Below are 17,999 nucleotides of genomic sequence, written 5' to 3' on the forward strand. Positions count from 1 at the left end.
GGCTTCAGATGCGCAGAGTCACCTACGCCATGAACGTCTCGCTGGACGGCTACATCGTGGGTCCGGACGGCGGTTTCGACTGGTCGGACCCGATCCCCGAGGTCTTCCAGTTCTGGACGGACGAGACCCGCAAGCTCGGCGTGCACCTCCTGGGCCGGCGCCTGTACGAGACGATGCTGTACTGGGAGACGGCCGACCAGGACCCCGGGCTCGACGAGGCCGACCGGGTGTGGACCGCGCTGTGGAAGGCGCTGCCCAAGGTGGTGTTCTCCACCACGCTGACGGAGGTCCAGGGCAACGCCCGCCTGCTCGCCGGCGGCCTGGGGGAGGAGATCGAGCGGCTGCGGGCCCTGCCCGGCGAGGGCGATATCGCGATCGGGGGCGCGGCACTGGCCGACGCCGTGGCCGAACTGGGTCTGATCGACGAGTACCGGGCCATGGTCTACCCGGTGCTGGTGGGCGGCGGCGTCCCGTTCTTCCCCCGGCACGAGCGGCGCGTGGACCTCGAACTCGTGGAGACCCGCACGTTCGCCTCGAAGGTCGCCTACCTCCGCTACCGCGTGGTCCGCTGAGCCGCGGGTGGCGGGCTCCCGCGGCCCGGGAGCCCGCCGCCCCATCCGCGTCAGGCCGTCGGCAGCCAGGTCCGCCAGGTGTCGGGGTTCTCCTTCACCCAGCGGGCGGCGGCCTCCTGCGGGGCCAGCTTCTCCTCGGCGATCATCAGCGCGACGTCGTTCTGCATGTCCGTGGTCCAGCGGAACTTCTTCAGGAACTGCGCGGCGTCGCCGCCGTCCCGCGCGAACCGCGCGTTGAGGAACTTCTGCAGCGGCGTGTGCGGGTACGCGCACGCCACCTTCTCCGGATCCGCGTCGCAGCCCTCCTTGTACGCGGGGAGCTTGACCTCCGTCATCGGCACCTTCTCGAACAGCCACTGCGGCTTGTACCAGTAGGTCAGGAAGGGCTTCCCCTCCTTGGCGAACTGCTTGATCTGCGTGATCTGGGCCGCCTCGGAGCCCGCGAAGACGACCTGGAAGTCCAGGTCCAGGTTCTTCACGAGGGCCTTGTCGTGGGTGACGTACGACGGGGAGCCGTCCAGCAGCTGGCCCCTGCCGCCGCTCTCCGGGGTGCGCAGCTGTGCGGCGTACCTGTCCAGGTTCTTCCAGTCGGTGACGTCCGGGTGCTTCTCGGCGAAGTACGCCGGTACGAACCAGCCGATGTGCCCGGTGACCCCGAGCCCGCCGCCGCGGGCGATGGTGCCCCTGCCTTCGATGTACCGCTCCTCCTGGTCCGGGTGGCCCCAGTCCTCCAGGATGGCGTCCACCCGGCCCTGGCTCAGCGCGTCCCAGGCGGGGACCTCGTCGATCTGTACGGTGTCCACGCGGTAGCCGAGCTCGTGCTCCAACAGGTACTGCGCGACGGCCACGTTGGCCTGCGCGCCCACCCAGGACTGCACGGACAGCGTCACCGTCCGCGAGCCTGCGGCCGCCGCGTACGGGGATGCCTGGCTGGTCATGTCGGCGGCGCCGCAGCCGGTGAGGCCTGCCCCGGCGGTCAGGGCCACGGCCGCCGTCAGGGCGGCGATACGGGTGCGGGCCATCTCAGGCCCCCTTTCCGGTAGGGGCAGGGCTGTGGGTACGGGTACGGCGCCGTGTCGGCTGGGTGACCCGGTCGAGGACCAGGCCCAGGCAGACGATCGCGGCCCCGGCGACGAGACCGGTCGCCAGGTCCCCCTGCGCGAGGCCGAACACCGCGTCGTAGCCCAGCGCCCCGCCGCCGACCAGGCCGCCGATGACGACCACGGCCAGGACCAGGACGACGCCCTGGTTCACCGCCAGCAGCAGCGCCGGGCGGGCCAGCGGCAGCTGGACCTGGAGCAGCTGCTGGCGCCCGGTGGCCCCCAGCGACCGCGCGGACTCCACCGCGCCCGCGTCGACGGACCGCAGTCCCTGCGCGGTGATCCGCACCACGGCGGGCAGCGCGTACACCACGGCCGCGGCGACGGCCGGGGCGCGGCCCACGCCGAACAGGGCGACCACCGGGATCAGGTACACGAACTGCGGCAGCGTCTGGAACACGTCGAGTACGGGCCGCAGCGCGCGCTCCAGGCGGTTGCTGCGCGCGGCGGCGGCGCCGAGGGCGAAGCCGAGGAGCAGGGTCACGGCGAGGGCGGCCAGGACCTGGGAGAGCGTGTCGAGGGCGGGCCCCCACACGCCGAGGACGCCGATCGCGGCCATCGCCAGGACCGCGGTGGCGGCCGTCCTCCACGTGCCGATGAGCAGGGCGAGCGTACCGACGGCCAGCAGGACCGACCACCAGGGCAGCCACTGCAGGCCGGAGCGGAGCGGGTTGAGGACCCCGGTGGTGAAGTGGGCGGCCCAGTCGGCGGTGCCGCCGATCACCGGCACCCCGGAGTAGAGGTGGGCGGTCATCCAGTCCACGGCCCGGTTGACGGGGCCCGCGGTGTCCACGGTCCAGGCCTGCGGCCAGTCGAGCCGGCCGGTGAGGTGGCCGGCCGCGGAGATCGCGGCGACCGTGAGGGCCAGGGCGGCCGGTACGAGGACTGCAGCGCGGCCGGTACCCGCCCGCCGGACCGGGGCCGCGCCGACGCGGGCCCCCGCGGCGGCGGTGACCCGGTCCAGGACCACCGCGAGCAGCACGATCGGCACGCCCGCGGCCAGCGCGGCACCGACGTCGACGGAGGCCAGCGCCTGGTAGACCCGGTCGCCGAGACCGCCCGCGCCGATGACGGAGGCGATCACGGCCATGCCCAGCGCCATCATGATCGACTGGTTGAGGCCGAGCAGGAGCTCCTTGCGGGCCAGCGGGAGCCGGGCCGTCAGCAGCCGCTGCCGGCCGGTCGCGCCGAGGGAGGCGGAGGCCTCCATGACCCCGGCGTCCGCGCCGCGCAGCCCGAGGGCGGTGAGGCGGGCCATCGGCGGGGCGGCGTACACGACGGTCGCCAGGACCGCGGCGGGCACGCCGATCCCGAAGACCAGGACGACCGGCAGCAGGTAGGCGAAGGCGGGCAGCACCTGCATGGTGTCGAGCACCGGACGCAGGAGGCGGTCCATCCGGTCCGACAGGCCGGCGGCCAGCCCGAGGAGCCCGCCGACGGCCACGGACGCGGCGACGGCGACCACCATCAGGGCGAGGGTCTGCAGGGTGGGGACCCACATGCCGAGCAGTCCGCAGGCGGCGAACGCGGCCAGGGAGACCAGTGCGAGGCGCACGCCCGCCAGCCGCCAGGCCACCAGCGCGGCGGCGGCGCCCACCCCGGCGAAGCCGAGGGCGAGCAGCAGCAGGTACACGGCGCGGACGGAGACGACGACGGCGTTGCTCACGTGCCCGAGGAAGTACAGGAAGAGCGGGTGCCCGTCGCGGTTGTCGATGATCCAGTCGCCGGCGCGGCCCAGCGGCCCCGAGACGTCGACCGAGAGCCCGGCGGGCCAGCTGCCGCCGGGTCCGGGCAGTACGGCGCCCAGCACCAGCAGGAGCGCTGCGCCCGCGCCGATCAGCAGGACGCGCCGCTGCCGCAGCAGGGAGCGGGGGCCGCGGGGGCGGCCGCCGTCCGGGCCCCGGCCCGCGGCCGGAGCGCGGCCGGGTGCGGAGGTGCCTGCCGAGGGGGCGGGGGCGGCGCCGGGCGGGGTGTTGCGGCGGTCGGCAGGGGCCGTGCCCGCAGCGACTGCCTTGCCCGCAGTGCCGGCCGTGCCGGTGGTGGTGGCGGGGGCCCTCATCGGCCGCACCGCCCGGCGGTGCAGATGCGCGCTGTACCGCACGGCGGCGGCCAAGTGGTGTGCTGCTGCGGCCAGGTGGTGCGCGGGCGCAGCCCGGTGATGTGCTGCTGCGGCCGGGTGGTGCGCCAGTACGGCCGCACGGTCCGCTGTTGCGGTCGGCTGGTGTGCGGGTGCATCAGGCCACCGCCTTCCCGGTCGCGGCGGGTACCCCGGCGACCACGCCCAGCAGCACCGACTGGTCGACCACCCCCAGGCACCGCCCGTTCTCGACGACCCGCGCGCTCTGCCCGGTCCGGGCGACCGCCCCGATGGCCTCGGACACGGTGGCGGTCGGCGCCAGCGCCGGTCCGGCCCCCGCCTCCCCGGCCAGCGCGGGGCGCATCGCCGAGCGGACCGTCAGCACCTGCTCCCGCGGCACGTCGCGGACGAAGTCCCGTACGTAGTCGTCGGCGGGGGAGCCGACGATCTCCTCGGGGGTGCCGAGCTGGACGATCCGGCCGCCGCGCATCAGGGCGATCCGGTCGCCGAGCCGCAGCGCCTCGCCGAGGTCGTGGGTGATGAAGACCATGGTGCGGCCCTCCTCGCGGTGCAGCCGGACGACCTCCTCCTGCATGTCCCGCCGGATGAGCGGGTCCAGGGCGCTGAACGGCTCGTCGAACAACAGCACTTCGGGATCGACCGCGAGCGCGCGGGCCAGCCCCACCCGCTGCTGCTGGCCGCCGGACAGCTGCCCCGGGCGCCGCCGCTCCATGCCCTCCAGTCCGACCTTCGCCACGAACTCCGCTGCCCGCTCGCGCCGTTCACCGCGGCCCACGCCCTGGATCTCCAGGCCGTACGCGACGTTGTCCAGGACCGTGCGGTGCGGGAGCAGCCCGAAGTGCTGGAAGACCATCGAGGCCCGGTGCCTGCGCAGTGCGCGCAGCCGCGCGGGGTCCATGGCGAGCACGTCCTCGCCGTCGATGGACAGGCTCCCCGAGGTCGGCTCGATGAGCCGGGTCAGGCAGCGGACCAGCGTCGACTTGCCGGAACCCGACAGGCCCATCACCACGAACACCTCGCCCTTGCGGACGTCGAAGGACACGTCCCGCACCGCGGCCGTGCAGCCGGTCCGCTCGCGCAGCTCGGCGGCGTCCAGACCCGCCAGCTCGGGGTCGGCGGGAACCCGCCCGGCCTTCGGCCCGAAGACCTTCCAGAGGTTCCGCACGGCGAAGACGGACGCGGCGGGCCCGCCCCGCCGCCGGTTCCCCGGCCGCTCCGCGGACCTGCCCGCGGTCTGGTTCACGGCCTGGTTGCCGGTCTGGTTCACGGGCTTGCTCATCGGCTGGTACCTCCCAGCAGTTCGGCGCACTTCTCCCCGACCATCAGCACCCCGATCATCGGGTTGACCGCGGTCATGGTCGGGAAGACGGACGCGTCGGCGATCCGGATGCCGGACAGGCCGCGGATCCTCAAGTCGGGTGCCACGACGGCGAGATCGTCGTCGGCAGCTCCCATCCGGCAGGTGCCGGCCGGGTGGTACACGGTGTGGGCGACCTGCCGTGCGTACGCGCTCAGCTCCTCGTCGGAGGTGACCTCGGGACCCGGGCACACCTCGCGCTTGAGCCAGCCGGCCAGCGGCTCGGTCGCGGCGATCCGCCGGGCGATCCTGATCCCGTCGACCAGGGTCCGCCCGTCGTAGTCGAACTCGTCGGTGAAGTACCGGAAGTCCAGGGCCGGTTTGACCTGCGGATCGGCGCTCGTCAGGTAGAGCCGGCCGCGGCTGCGCGGCTTGGGGATGTTCGGGGTCATCGACACCCCGTGTGCGGGGCGTTCGTAGCCCAGCCGTTCCGGGTTGTCGGTGAACGGCACCTGGTAGAAGTGGAACATCAGGTCCGGCCCCTCGGCCGCCGGGTCCCGGCGTACGAACAGCCCGGCGTCCGAGTCCATCGCCGAGTTCTCCGGAATCGGGCCGTTCGTCTCCCACACGATGACCGACTCCGGATGGTCGAGCAGGTTCTCGCCGACGCCCGGCAGGTCGTGCACGACCGGGATGCCGAGCTTCTCCAGGTCCGCCCGCGGCCCGATGCCCGAGTGCAGCAGCAGCCTCGGCGAGTCCACCGCGCCCGCGCACACCACCACCTCGCGGCGGGCCCGCACCAGGTGCTCCCGGCCGTCCACGGTGCGGACGTGCACGCCCGTGGCCCGCGTCCCGTCCAGCTCCAGCCTGAACGCCCAGGTCTCCAGGGCGATGTGCAGGTTCGGCCGGTCCAGGAAGGGGTGCAGGTAGGCGACCGAGGCCGACGAGCGCTTGTTGTCCTCCGGGTGGTACGCCAGGTCGAAGAACCCCACCCCCTCGTGGAAGGCCTGCTTGTTGAACCCCTCGACCCGCGGGACCCCGAGGGCGCCCTGCGCCGCGTCGACGAAGTCCCGGGCGATCGCGTTCCGGTCGTCCTCGTGCACCGGGACGATGTTGTTGCGGAGCCGGTCGAAGTACGGGTCCATGGAGGCCGCGTCCCAGCCCTCCGCCCCCGCGTCCGCCCACTCGTCCCAGTCGGACGGCAGCGGCTTGAAGGAGATCAGCGTGTTGTGCGAGGAGCAGCCGCCCAGCACCCGCGCCCGGCTGTGCCGGATGTGGGAGTTGCCGCGGTGCTGCTCGGTGGTCGGGTAGTCGTAGTCCAGCTCGCCGCCGAGCAGCCCCATCCAGCGGCGCAGGGTGAGCACGTCCTCGCGGCCCACGTCGCTGGGACCGCCCTCGATGACGGCGACGCTCACCGCGGGGTCCTCGGTCAGCCGGGAGGCGATGACCGAGCCGGCTGTCCCGCCGCCGACGACGACGTAGTCGTACACCTGGTCCTGCCGGTCCTGCCGGTCCTGCTGGTTCTGCTGGTCCTGCTGGTCGTGGGGGTGGTTCACGCCTGGTCCTTCTTGTCCTCGTCCCGTACACCTGCGCCCGCGCTGCCCGCGCCGCCCGTGTCCTCCACGCCCGAGCCCACGTCCCCTGCGCCGGAGAACCAGCGGACCGGACGCGGCGACAGGTTGCGGTAGACGTGCTTGGCCTCGCGGTACTCGGCCAGGCCGGTCGGCCCCAGTTCACGGCCGATGCCGGACCTGCCGAAACCGCCCCACTCGGCCTGCGGCAGGTACGGGTGGTAGTCGTTGATCCACACCGTGCCGTGGCGCAGCAGCCCGGCCACCCGCCGGGCACGCTCGCCGTCCGCGGTCCACACCGCACCGGCCAGGCCGTACTCGGTGTCGTTGCCGAGGGCGACGGCCTCCTCCTCGGTACGGAAGGTCTCGACGGTCAGGACCGGCCCGAAGACCTCCTCGCGCACCACGCGCATCCCGCGGTGGCAGCCGTCCAGGACGGTGGGCCGGTAGAAGAAGCCGGATCCCTCGGGCCGTCGCCCGCCGGCGCGCAGCACCGCGCCCTCCGCGAGCGCGGAGGCCACGTACTCCTCCGTCCGCACCCGCTGCGCGGCGGAGACCAGCGGCCCGCACTCGACGCCCGGGTCGGTGCCGCGCCCGAGCCGGATCAGCTCGGCCCGCCGGGCCAGCTCGGCGACGAACCGGCTCCGCAGCGACTCCTCGACGATGAGCCGGGACCCGGCGGAGCACACCTGGCCGCTGTGGATGAACGCGGCGTTCAGCGCCTGGTCCACGGCGGTGTCGAAGCCCTCGGGCGTCGCGCAGGCGTCCGCGAAGACGATGTTCGGGTTCTTCCCGCCCAGTTCCAGCGCGACCTTCTTCACGCTGTCGGCCGCCGCACGCGCGACGCTCGTACCGCTGGCCAGCCCGCCGGTGAACGAGACCAGGTCGACGCCGGGGTGCTCGGCGAGCCGGGCGCCCACGGTGTCCCCGGGACCGGTGACGATATTGGCGGCGCCGAGCGGCAGTCCCGCCTCCAGCAGCAGCTCCACGAGCACGACGGTCGTCAGCGGAGTGGTCTCGCTGGGCTTGACGACGAAGGTGTTGCCGGCGGCGAGGGCCGGCGCGATCTTCCAGCTCGCCTGGAGCAGCGGGTAGTTCCACGGCGTGATCAGCGCACAGACCCCCACCGGCTCCTGGACGACCACGCTGCGCACATCCGCCGAACCGGCGTCGACGACGCGCTCCCCGCTCTCCTCCTCCACCAGGTCGGCGAAGTACCGGAAGGCGTCGCGTACGCAGTCGACGTCCGTGCGGCCCTCCTCCAGCGTCTTGCCCGCGTCCCGGCTCTCCAGCGCACCGATCCGCTCCCGGTCGCGTTCCAGCAGGTCGGCGACCCGGCGCAGCAGCGCCGCACGCTCGGCGACCGGCGTACGCGGCCACGCACCCGCGTCGAACGCGGCCCGTGCCGCGGCCACGGCCTCGTCGGTGTCCCGGACCCCGCCCTCCGCGACGACCGCGAAGACGGTCTCGTCGACGGGATCGATGATCGGGCGCGTGTCGCCGGAGAGCGCTGCTCGCCACTCGCCGCCCACGTGGATGGTCTGTTGTGCTGCGGTCACTTCGGGTACTGCCTTTCGCTGCTTCGGAGCCCCCACCGGTCACCCGGAGACTCAGGACCCCCTACCGGTCACCCGGAGACCGCGCCCCTGCCCCGGGCCCCGGCATGCATGTGGAAGGCATGGCGGAGAGTGATCCACTTCACCGGGCATATGGTGATGAAAGCGGGCATCATGTGACGCCCATCCCTGGCGTCACCCGCGCCACAAGGCATCCACGCAGAGTCATGCGGGGGGCGGAGGGCGCGAGACCGCGACCGTGTTGAATAGCGGCATGGCGAGACGCAAGGAGCAGCCGAGGAAGCGGCCCGACTGGGGCGTCCCGAAGGGGATCGTGCTGTTCGCGACTCCGGAGGGCTGGTGCCACAGCGTCCTCACCCCGGAAGGCGGCATGCTCTGCAGGCGCCGCCTGGGGCTGCCGGCCAACGCCGGCTCACAGGACGCCCGGGATGCCGCTGCCCGCATGGTGACGGAACTGGCCCGCGACTTCCACGACACCGGCGTCGAAGTGATCTGGAACCCGCCGCGGGAACCCTGGTCGTGGACCGCCCGGGTCACGCCCGTCGCCGGAAACGATCCCGCCCCGCCGGACCCCGAAGGCCACGGCGCGCGCTGAAGGCGGCGGGACGGGAGGGGTGTCGTGCGAGCCGCATGACCACCGAGCTGCGGCCCCAGTGGGAGATGTCCGCGCACCGGCCGGGGTAGGCGGCGTGCTGCATGCCGGTCGGGCCGGGAAGGGAGCGGATCTTCCAGGTCCGTCCCAGACCGTCGCCGCTGGGGTTCTGGACCAGCTGCTCCCCGCGGCCCCTGGAGCCGTCGACACACAGCCCGCTCGCGTCGCTGCGGACGAGACCCGGCGCTGGACCCGCGCGGTCGCCGCCCTCGACCGCGGCCACCGCGCCTGCGGGGGCTGACGGGAAACCCCGGTGCGCGGCCGCGCCGCACCGGGCAGACTCGCCAGCATGACTGAGAAGATCACCCGCATCAACCCCGCGCAGCTGCACCAGACGCCCGGCTACCACCACGTCACGGTGGTGGAGGCCGGACGTACGGCCTACCTGGCGGGACAGTGCCCGCTCGACCGCGACGGCGACCTCGTCGGCGCCGGTTCCCTCGAGGCCCAGGTCGACCAGGTGATCGCGAACGCGCTCACCGCCCTGGCCGCGGCGGGTGCCCGGCCCCACCACGTGGTGCGGTCGGTGATCTACGTACGGAGCGATGCGCGCGATACCCTCGCATCCGCATGGCGCCGGCTCACGGAATCCGCCCTGGGGCCAGCGTTCACCACTGCCAGCACGCTCCTGGGCGTGTCCCAGCTGGGCTTCCCCGGACAGCTCGTCGAGGTGGATCTCACCGTGGCCCTGCCTGACTGACCCCGTACGGTACGTCGAGCCGAGTCGGTCCGCCCCGTGCCGGAGATCCACCGCCCGCCCCCCTGCCGCAGTGCTTCCGACCGGTTGGTACGCTGCCGCCTTCTGTCAGGGACGGTCCCGGTCCGGGAGGGGGCGCACCGCATGCCCCTCGACGACGCCTCCGCGGAGTTCCATGCGTTCTTCGAGCGCCACTACGCTGAACTGGCCCGGCTGGCGCACCTGCTGACCGGTGAGGCGGACGCGGCCGACGACCTCGCCGCCGACGCCCTGCTCGCCCTCTGGCACCGCTGGGACCGGGTGCGCACGGCGGACCGGCCGGCCGCGTACGCCCGCGGTGTCGTCGCCAACCTCGCCCGCAACCGGATCCGCAGCGCCGTCCGCGAGCGCCGCCGCACCACCCTGTTCTGGACCCGCCGCCCCGACCGGATCGAGGCCCCGGACGTGGCGGGGGCCGTCGACGTGCGCGCCGCGCTCGCCCGCCTGCCGTTCCGCAAGCGCGCGTGCGTCGTGCTCCGCCACGCCCTCGACCTCTCGGAACGGGACACCGCCCGGGCCCTCGGCATCTCGGTCGGTACCGTGAAGAGCCAGACCTCCAAGGGCCTGGCCGAACTGGAACGCATCCTGGGCGGACGCGCCGCCGACGCACTGGCGGGGAGGAGGAGCTGATGGACCGCACCCGGCACGACGGCGGCAGCGGACCCGACGGGCACGGCGACCGCCCCCGGCCCGACGTACCGCGGCTGCTCCGGGACGCCGCCGCCGCCCACCGGCCCGACCGCACCCGCATGCTCGCCCGCATCGAACGCGGCATGACGGCGACCGCGCCCGCACGCCCGCCCGCATTCGCGCCCGTCCACGCACCCGGCAGCACCCCCGGCGGCAGCCGCCGCCGCACCCGGCTCGCGCCGCGCATCGCGCTCGCCACCCTCGCCACCGCCGCGACCCTCCTCCTCAGCGCCCTGGCCGTCGGCACCGTCTTCCGCGACGGCCCACCGCAGGAGCGGCCCGCCGCCGGACCCGCCACGCCCCCGCCCCCTCCCGCCGCCAGCCCCGCCCCCGCCCGCCCCCGCGCCCAGGACGGCCCGCTGACCGCCGCCGGCGCCCTCGATCCCCACGGCAACCGCTACTGGGCGCAGAGCAACCTCACCCTGGAGACCCGCGAACCCCTCCGTGCGCTCACCCTGGAGCTGCGCGTCCGCCAGACCGGCGGGGTGGCGAGCACGGGCAGCTGGCAGACCCGCCCCGGAGCGGACTTCACCCTCTCGGTACGCCGGGACGGCCCCGCCCTCGTCTACCGCTGGACCCTCAAACCCGGCCGGACGGTCCCCCCGGGCAGCCACGTCTTCGCCGCCCAGTACAACCACGCCGAAGGCGCCCGCGACGCCTCCGGCGACACCTACCGCGCGGACGCCCGCACCACCGCGCCGGGTGCGAAGCCCGCCACCGTACGGGGAGGCTTCGCACCCGCCGCCTGAGCCGGGGCCCCGGCCCGCCCGGCAGCCGCACCGGTTGTCAGCGCCCCGGCGACCAGCTGCCCGCTCTCCGCGGCCGGCCGTCCGCTGCCGCTACGGCTGGTACCTCACGTCCCCGGCCCCGTACCGGCAGTGCGTCCCGTCGGGCCCCGTCCCCACCGCCTTCGGCTCGCCGCTCGTCACGCCCCTGAACCGCTGGCACACCGTGATCCGGCGCGCGCCGTCCCCGACGATCGTCAGCCGCGAGATCCGCGCGGTGTCACCGAGGTTCGAGTTGACCCCCGCGACCGTCTTGCCCGGCGCGGCGGCCACCACGTTGTCGATGACCACGTGCCGCGCGTACTGCTTCCTGCAGTTGCCGCAGGACCGGTAGAGCTTGCCGAAGTCCTCGACGTGGAAGTTGCGGATCACCATCGTCCCGGGCCCGTTGTGCTGGAACACCTTGTCCGACGCCCCGCGCGCCCCGCCGCCGTCGACGGTCATCACCTGGGCCGGCCCGGTGCCCTTGAAGGTGGCCGCGTCCTCGCCGACGTTCTCCCACCACACGTTCTTCAGGGTGCAACTGCCCTTGCAGTGCACGCCGTCGGCCGCCGGACTGCCGAGCACCACGTTCTGCAGCACGGCACCGTCGGCGAGTTCGAACATGGGCGGCTGGCCCACGGACTGCCCGCCGCTGCCCAGCGGGCCCCGGCCGACGTACCGCCGCCCGCCGCCGTCGAAGAACCTCCCGACCTTGCGGGTGGCCGTCACCGGCACGTCCTGCGCCGGCTTCGGCCACCGCGCCGCCTTCCGGCCGGCCGCCTGCACCGCCGCCCCGGCGGCGGGGGAGCCGGCCGCGGGCGAGGCGGGGACGGACACCGGCTCGCTCGCCCCGGCACCGGTCCAGACGCCCCCCGCCACAGCCAGCGTGACCACACCGCCCAGCACGGCGATCCGGATCCGGCGGGGGCGTACGGCTCTTCTGCTGCTCACGTTGAATGCTTCCTTACGGAGAGGTCGGAGAAGCCGACCCCCCTGCCGGGGCCGGCCCGAGCAGCCCGGATCGGCCGGCCGCAACGGGCCGCCGACCGGGCGCTCACCTCCTGGTGGCCGCCGCAGCCCGAAAGGTTGCCGCCGAACGGGAAGGAATTCCAACCGGGTTCACCGAGCTCCGTGCGCGTACGGGCTCCAGGCCGCCGTACGCGCAGCCGAACACCTACGGCGCTGCGACGGCTTGCTGTCCGCGTCGGTGGGCGAGCCGGCTTGTGGCGAGCTGGTCGAGCAGGGGCGCTGCGGAGGGGTGGGGGGAACGGCGCGGTGTGATCGCGTAGATGCCGCGCGTCGGGGGATCGACGAGGGGCGCGGTCGTGACGCCGGTCCGGAGCGCGCCCGTCAGCACGCCGGGGATCAGCGCGATCGCGTGACCGGTGGCGACCAGGGCCAGCTTGCCGGCCAGGTCGGCCGCGGTGAGGTCGATGCGGACGCCGACCCCGGCGCGGGCGGCGTGCTGGCGCAGGAGCGCCGCCGAGCCGTCGTTGTCCTCGACCCAGGTCTGCTCGGCCAGCGCCTGGATGGGCACCGGGCCGCGCCCGGTCAGCGGATGGCCGACGGGCAGGGCGACGACCATCTCGTCCAGCCCGAGGAACCGGCGTGCGAGCCGGGGGTCGTGGGGCAGCCCCGGCGGTGCGTCGGTGACGACGGCGATGTCGAGGTCGCCGGCGGCCACGCGGCGGTGCAGGTGTGCGCTCAGGTCCGGCAGCAGGCTCCACCGCATGGATCCGGCACGCTCGATCAGTCCCCGGATGGCCTCGGGCACGATCCCCGCGGCCAGGGACGGCGTCGCGCCGATGGCGAGCGGCCGTACGCACGTCCCGTCGCGCACCTCCCGTACGGCGCGCACGGCGCGGTCCGCCTCGTTGAGCGTGGCCGCGGCGTGGTGCCGGAACACCTCGCCGGCCGGCGTGGGACGCACACCGCGCGCATGCCGCTCCAGCAGCGGTACGCCGAGCTGCCGCTCCAGTCCGGCGATCTGCCGTGAGACGGCCGACTGTGTGTGGTTGAGCTCGGCGGCCGCCGCCGACAGCGACCCGAGTCGGCACACGGTCACGAAGGTGCGCCACACCGTCAGTTCCATGGCGCCAGTATGCCCGGTAGGTATGCGCATCCCACATGGCGGGCCTGCACAGTATGCGCTTGTCGCAGCCCCCGGGGTGCGTCACCGTGGTGCGCATGACCACACCGCACTCGATCGCCGTCCTCGGCCTGGGCCGGATGGGGCGCGCGATCGCGACCCGACTCACCGCACAGGACTGGGACGTCGTGGGCTGGACGCGCTCCGGGCGCACGGCAGGCGCCGTCCGGACGACCGGAGATCCGCACGGGGCAGTGGCAGGGGCCGGTCTCGTACTCCTCGCGCTGTTCGACGGGGCGGCCTGCCGGCAGGTCCTCGACGAAGTCCGCCCCTCCCTGCGGCCCGACACGGTCGTGCTGAACACCAGCACCATCGCCCCGGCCGAGGCGTCGTACCTCTCCCGCCGACTCGGCCCCTCCTACGTCCACGCCCCCGTCCTCGGCTCCGTGCCGGCCGCCGCCGCAGGCACCCTGCAGATCCTCGCCGCCGCCGGCCAGGACGCGCTGCACCGCGCCCGGCCGGTCCTGGACACCCTCGGCACCGTGCGCCGCGTCGACGACGCGCCCACCTCCGCCGCACTCAAGCTGATCGCCAACAGCAGCCTCGCCGGCGCCGTCCTCGCCCTGCGCGACTCACTCCGCCAGGCCGACTCCCTCGGCCTGCACCGCGCCCAGGTACTCGACGTCCTCGAACTGGGCCAGCTCGGCGGGCTCGTGGCCCGCAAACGCCCCTTCCTCACGGGCGAGCGGCCGACCGGCACCGCCGACTTCACGATCGGTGCCCTGGCCAAGGACATGGCCCTGCTGGCCGAGTCCTCCCGCACGCCCCTGCGCAGCGCCGCCGGTCTGGCCGACACCCCCGCCGCTGCCGAGGCCGACATCGCCGCGGCCGCCACGGTCCCCGCCGTACCGGACGCCGTCCTCGAACCGCTCCGCGCCTACATCCGCGGACACGCCACCGGCGACCCGGCCCACTTCCGCGACGCGTTCCTCCCCACCGCCCGCGTCGAGGGGATCCGGGACGGCGAATTCGTCTCGTGGCCCCTCGACGCGTACTGCGCCCTCTTCGGCGGCCACCCCGCCGCGGACGAGCCGACCCGCTCCCGCCGGATCGACGCCGTAGACGTCCACGGCAGCATCGCGACCGCCACCATGACGCTCCGGCACGGCACGGACACCTTCACCGACACCTTCCTGCTGGCCCGCGTCGACGGCAGCTGGCGCATCGCCAACAAGGCCTACCACCGGCACCCGTGAGAGGGCGGACGGCCGTCCCCGCCCGCCTACCGGTACGGGGGGCCGATGACCGTCCGGCCGATCCGCCCGGCCAGCAGGACGGCGTAGCTCCGCGCGTGTTCGGTGCGCTGGACGTCGACGCACACGGTGTGGGTGCCGGCCTGCCGGTCCGTTCCCGGGTCGTTGCAGTTGAAGACCACGGTGACGCCGTCGTGTTCGATGCGTCCGTCGTACGTGTGCTCCGGCACCTCAGGCCAGGCGAGCCCCTCCCACCTGACCGTGCCGTACCTCGTGCCCACCTGTGCGGTGAAGTGGTCCTCGATGCTGCCGACCGGCTGGTCGAGCATCGAGGCCCAGACCGGGAGCAGGGCCGTCAACTCGTCGGCGTCCCCGGTGAGCTCGGCCGCGTGCCAGTCGCACCGGAAACCGGGATCGGTGTTGCCGTACTCCCGCGCCCAGAACTCGTCGCTCTCCGTGCGGAACCAGGCGTCCGGCAGCGACCGCCGCAGCTCCTCCACCTCCGCGACCGTGAAGAGCTCCACGTCCACCGATACCCGCGCGTACTCCTGCCAGCCCAGGGCGAGGAGGCGGCGCGCCGCGGAGAGGGCCGCTGCCGGGTCGCTGGTGCGGAGGACGGGGTAGGAGACGCCGTTGGACACCCCGGCACCCTGCCACACGCCGAAGCCGGCGCGCACCCGGGATTCGAGCGCCTCTGACCAGCGCGTTCGGCATGGCCCGTGGCAGGGAGGCACTTCACCGCGGCCCGCAGCGGGTGCGTACACTTCCCGTGCCGGCCGGGTGGGGGCCTGCCCGGATCCGCAGCCCCGGCGGTGTGCGCCTCCGGTCGCGCCACCGGGGTGCAGCTGGTGCGGGAGGGGTCGGATGCGTCGTCGGGTGCTGCGGTGGGTGCTGGCTGCGCCGGGCCTGCTGGCCGCGGCCGTGGTTCTGGCGGCCTCGGCGCCCGTCGGCGGAGCCGCGCGGCCGGTGGACACGGCGCAGCTGATGGCCGTACTGCCTCGGGGGGACGAACTGCCCGGCTACCGCGCGGAGTTCGGATACCCGGTGGGCGACGAGGTGGTCGGCTACCGCGTCCTGGCCCCGCCGAAATGGGACAGCTCCTCCGGGGGTGCGGGGGTGCCGCTGGAACCGGGACTGCTCGAGGAACCGGGCCGGACCGTCACCTTCGTACGGACCGGGGGAGTGGTCACGTACTACCGCAGCGCCGTCCCGCAGACCGTGGCCGAGGCCTTCGACGAGCGGCTGCGCCGGGCCCGGTCCCTCTGACCGGCACGGAAGCCACCGGTCCGGACGGCCCCGCCTGCACGGAGGCCGCCGGACCTCCGGAGGGCGGGCGGGCACTCAGCACAGTGCGAGCAGGAACGACACGACCGTGCACGTGTCCGAGGCGGTGTCGTTCGCGGTGTCGGGGTCGGCTGGCCGGGAGGCCGTCCGGGCCGCGGTGACGGTGACGGGTCCGGCGCTGAGCAGGGAGAGGGGCACCCTGAAGGTGGCCGTGGACACCGTCCCGGCGGGGATCGTCGTGAAGGTGCAGGTGACGGCAGTGCCGAGGGCCGTGCAGCCGGGGGAGAGGCCCGCGGCGGTGGTCGCCGGGGGCAGGGTCGCCGTGACGGTGGCGGAAGTGACCGTGCCGGGACCGAGGTTGCGGGCGGTCAGCGTGTAGCCGATGGAGGCCGGGAGCAGGAGACCGGCCTGAGCGGTCAGCCCGACCTCCAGGTCGGCCGGTGCCGCACCGGGCCGGGCGATACCGAGCGGTGTTCCGCCGGATGAGGCCGTGGCCGTCACGGTGTTGGTGGCCGTGTCCACCACCGAGATGTTGCTGCTCCCGCTGTTGGTCACATAGGCACGGCTGCCGTCCGCGCTCAGGGCCACGCCCCACGGGAGGTGGCCCACGCCGACGGTGCCGCTCACCGTGTTCGTCGCCGTGTCGATGAGCGACAGGCTGTTGCTGCCGTAGTTGGCGACGTAGGCGCGCGCCCCGTCGGGGCTGATCGCGATGCCGTGCGGGCTGATCCCCACGCCCATGCCCGCGATGACCGTGTGGGTGGCGGTGTCGACCACGGAGACGCTCCGGCCCGCCGCGTTGACGACGTAGGCGCGGGAGCCGTCCGGAGTCACCGCGACCGCGATCGGGCTGAGACCGACGCCGATCGTCGCCGTGACCGTATGGGTGGCGGTGTCGATGACGGACAGGCTGTTCTCGGAGACGCTGGTCACGTAGACCCGGCTGCCGTCGGGGGAGACCGCCATGCCGCGCGGGACGGTTGCGACATTGACGGTGGCCACCGTGGTGCCGACCGCCGTGTCGACCACCGATACGGTGTGGTCGGCGCTGTTGGCGACGTACACGCGTGTCTCGTCCGGCGAGAGGACGACCGCTTCCGAGCCCGAACCCACGCCGATGGTGGCGGCCACGGACTCATTCGCGGTGTCGATGACGGAGAGCGTTCCGCCGACGTAGTGGGAGACGTAGGCGCGGGTACCGTCCGAGGTCACCGCGGCCTCGCGCGGTGCGACGCCCACGGCGACGGTCGCATCGACGGCGAGGGTGGCGGTGTTGAGCAGGGTCACGGTACCGCTGCCGTAGTTGGCCGTCACGGCGTAGTCGCCGGGCGGAACCGCGGCCGCCGGCCCGGCAGGCACCACGGTCACCGACGCCGCGGCGAGCCCGAGGACCGAGAAGAGGCCGACGGCACGCCGCTTCCACCGCCCCCGCCCCCCTCCCGTCCGACGCGCGCCCGCGGAGCCCTGGGAGTCTCGACATGCCGTCACGCCGTCTCCTTCTGCGGTACGCACGGGGCAGACGGGCAGAAATCCGGAGGATCGGGAAGGAACGCTTGACGCTTCAACGTTACGGAACGCCGGCCGCCCCGTACAGGGCGCTCGCAACGGCGCGCCTGCGCGCGGGCGGCTCCGGTGTCCGCATGACGGTCCCGGCCGACGTCCCACCGGCAACGTCGCCATGATGTGCACATGATGCACAGCGAAGACGAGAAGGATGCAAAGGGTGAGCGGAACGAGAGGGATGCGAACGCCCACGCCCCGGCCATCGCCCTGCTCAGAGAGCTGGGAGCCGGGGACGCCAAGCACTCCGGCGGCACGCTCCTGACCCACCTGCAGCGCGTCGAGACGCTGATCGCCGCCTGGGGCGCCCGCCCCGTCCTGCGCACCGCGGCCCTCTGCCACGCCTTCTACGGCACCGACGGCCTGCCGCTCAGCCTCCTGGACCTCTCGGAGCGCGACCGCCTGGCCGAGGCCATCGGTACGGAGGCCGAGGAGCTCGTGTACTTCTACGCCAGCTGCGACCGCAAGGCCTCCTACCCCACACTCGCCGCGGCGGACCCGGCCACGGTGACCTTCCGCGACCGCTTCAAGGGCGAGGAGTTCACTCCCTCCGTGCAGCAGCGCCGCGACTTCGCCGAGCTGACGGTGGCCAACGAACTGGACCTGGCCACGGTGAACGCGTCCTTCCGCGAGCGCAACGGCGCGGACCTGCTTGCCCTCTTCACCCGCTGGAGCCCGCTCCTGTCGGAGGCATCCCGCCGAGAGGTGACCGCGGTCCTCGGCTGAACCCCGACGGGGACCGGACCGCTGGCA

At 74.0% G+C, this 17,999-nt stretch carries 17 protein-coding genes; 8 read left to right on the forward strand and 9 right to left on the reverse strand.

The genetic code is table 11. The features are described from left to right. The first annotated feature begins 8 nt into the window (after positions 1-8). On the forward strand, positions 9-572 hold the full coding sequence (locus tag ACZ7JZ_RS21020; RefSeq protein ID WP_470941331.1) for a dihydrofolate reductase family protein: 564 nt from the start codon (positions 9-11) through the stop codon (positions 570-572). 50 nt (positions 573-622) lie between these two features. Here ACZ7JZ_RS21020 and ACZ7JZ_RS21025 read toward each other — a convergent pair whose 3' ends face one another. The 5 genes from ACZ7JZ_RS21025 to ACZ7JZ_RS21045 all read right to left on the reverse strand — a co-directional run bounded on the left by ACZ7JZ_RS21025 (position 623) and on the right by ACZ7JZ_RS21045 (position 8,197). Then, the gene (locus ACZ7JZ_RS21025) at positions 623-1,594 is read right to left on the reverse strand and encodes an ABC transporter substrate-binding protein (RefSeq protein WP_470941332.1); all 972 of its coding nucleotides are present in this window, start codon (positions 1,592-1,594) and stop codon (positions 623-625) included. A 1-nt stretch (position 1,595) separates the two neighbouring features. Then, entirely contained in the window at positions 1,596-3,731 is a 2,136-nt protein-coding gene (locus tag ACZ7JZ_RS21030; protein ID WP_470941334.1) for an ABC transporter permease subunit, read from the reverse strand. A gap of 175 nt (positions 3,732-3,906) precedes the next feature. After that, complete coding sequence (locus tag ACZ7JZ_RS21035; protein WP_470941336.1) at positions 3,907-5,049, reverse strand: quaternary amine ABC transporter ATP-binding protein; 1,143 nt, start codon at positions 5,047-5,049, stop codon at positions 3,907-3,909. Further along, positions 5,046-6,557: a GMC family oxidoreductase gene (locus ACZ7JZ_RS21040; RefSeq protein WP_470941569.1), complete on the reverse strand. Its 1,512-nt coding sequence runs from the start codon at positions 6,555-6,557 to the stop codon at positions 5,046-5,048. Before ACZ7JZ_RS21040 ends, ACZ7JZ_RS21035 begins: the two co-directional genes overlap by 4 nt. Before the next feature lie 62 nt (positions 6,558-6,619). Further along, positions 6,620-8,197 (reverse strand): aldehyde dehydrogenase family protein, encoded by a 1,578-nt coding sequence (locus tag ACZ7JZ_RS21045; protein ID WP_470941338.1) that lies wholly within the window; start codon positions 8,195-8,197, stop codon positions 6,620-6,622. 271 nt (positions 8,198-8,468) lie between these two features. Between ACZ7JZ_RS21045 and ACZ7JZ_RS21050 the strand changes: the two genes are divergently transcribed. From ACZ7JZ_RS21050 to ACZ7JZ_RS21065, 4 genes are all read left to right on the forward strand, one after another. Continuing rightward, a complete protein-coding gene (locus tag ACZ7JZ_RS21050; RefSeq protein ID WP_470941340.1) occupies positions 8,469-8,810 on the forward strand; it encodes a hypothetical protein in 342 nt (113 codons plus the stop codon). A gap of 346 nt (positions 8,811-9,156) precedes the next feature. Continuing rightward, a complete protein-coding gene (locus ACZ7JZ_RS21055) occupies positions 9,157-9,567 on the forward strand; it encodes a RidA family protein (protein WP_470941342.1) in 411 nt (136 codons plus the stop codon). Positions 9,568-9,708: 141 nt separating this feature from the next. Next, complete coding sequence (locus tag ACZ7JZ_RS21060) at positions 9,709-10,233, forward strand: SigE family RNA polymerase sigma factor (RefSeq protein ID WP_470941344.1); 525 nt, start codon at positions 9,709-9,711, stop codon at positions 10,231-10,233. Next, the gene (locus tag ACZ7JZ_RS21065; RefSeq protein ID WP_470941346.1) at positions 10,233-11,042 is read left to right on the forward strand and encodes a hypothetical protein; all 810 of its coding nucleotides are present in this window, start codon (positions 10,233-10,235) and stop codon (positions 11,040-11,042) included. The genes ACZ7JZ_RS21060 and ACZ7JZ_RS21065 overlap by 1 nt, the downstream gene beginning before the upstream one ends. 90 nt (positions 11,043-11,132) lie before the next feature. Here the strand turns inward: ACZ7JZ_RS21065 and ACZ7JZ_RS21070 are convergent, their stop codons facing one another. Together ACZ7JZ_RS21070 and ACZ7JZ_RS21075 are read right to left on the reverse strand one after the other, a co-directional pair. Then, a complete protein-coding gene (locus tag ACZ7JZ_RS21070; protein ID WP_470941348.1) occupies positions 11,133-12,011 on the reverse strand; it encodes a pectate lyase in 879 nt (292 codons plus the stop codon). Between the two features lie 223 nt (positions 12,012-12,234). Continuing rightward, positions 12,235-13,152, reverse strand: coding sequence for a LysR family transcriptional regulator (locus ACZ7JZ_RS21075; RefSeq protein WP_470941350.1), 918 nt, complete (start codon positions 13,150-13,152; stop codon positions 12,235-12,237). 95 nt (positions 13,153-13,247) lie between these two features. On the opposite strand from ACZ7JZ_RS21075, the gene ACZ7JZ_RS21080 reads away from it, so the two are divergent. Beyond that, on the forward strand, positions 13,248-14,405 hold the full coding sequence (locus ACZ7JZ_RS21080; protein WP_470941352.1) for a nuclear transport factor 2 family protein: 1,158 nt from the start codon (positions 13,248-13,250) through the stop codon (positions 14,403-14,405). Between the two features lie 26 nt (positions 14,406-14,431). On the opposite strand, the gene ACZ7JZ_RS21085 is transcribed toward ACZ7JZ_RS21080, so the two are convergent. After that, positions 14,432-15,043: a hypothetical protein gene (locus ACZ7JZ_RS21085; protein WP_470941354.1), complete on the reverse strand. Its 612-nt coding sequence runs from the start codon at positions 15,041-15,043 to the stop codon at positions 14,432-14,434. Between the two features lie 223 nt (positions 15,044-15,266). Here ACZ7JZ_RS21085 and ACZ7JZ_RS21090 point away from each other — a divergent pair, with 223 nt between their 5' ends. Beyond that, positions 15,267-15,668 (forward strand): hypothetical protein, encoded by a 402-nt coding sequence (locus ACZ7JZ_RS21090; RefSeq protein WP_470941356.1) that lies wholly within the window; start codon positions 15,267-15,269, stop codon positions 15,666-15,668. 75 nt (positions 15,669-15,743) lie between these two features. Here ACZ7JZ_RS21090 and ACZ7JZ_RS21095 read toward each other — a convergent pair whose 3' ends face one another. After that, the gene (locus ACZ7JZ_RS21095; protein ID WP_470941358.1) at positions 15,744-17,174 is read right to left on the reverse strand and encodes a YVTN family beta-propeller repeat protein; all 1,431 of its coding nucleotides are present in this window, start codon (positions 17,172-17,174) and stop codon (positions 15,744-15,746) included. A gap of 201 nt (positions 17,175-17,375) precedes the next feature. Here ACZ7JZ_RS21095 and ACZ7JZ_RS21100 point away from each other — a divergent pair, with 201 nt between their 5' ends. Further along, on the forward strand, positions 17,376-17,972 hold the full coding sequence (locus tag ACZ7JZ_RS21100; RefSeq protein WP_470941360.1) for a DUF6817 domain-containing protein: 597 nt from the start codon (positions 17,376-17,378) through the stop codon (positions 17,970-17,972). Positions 17,973-17,999: the final 27 nt, after the last annotated feature.

The sequence above is a fragment of the Streptomyces sp. NPDC038213 genome (assembly GCF_055600495.1).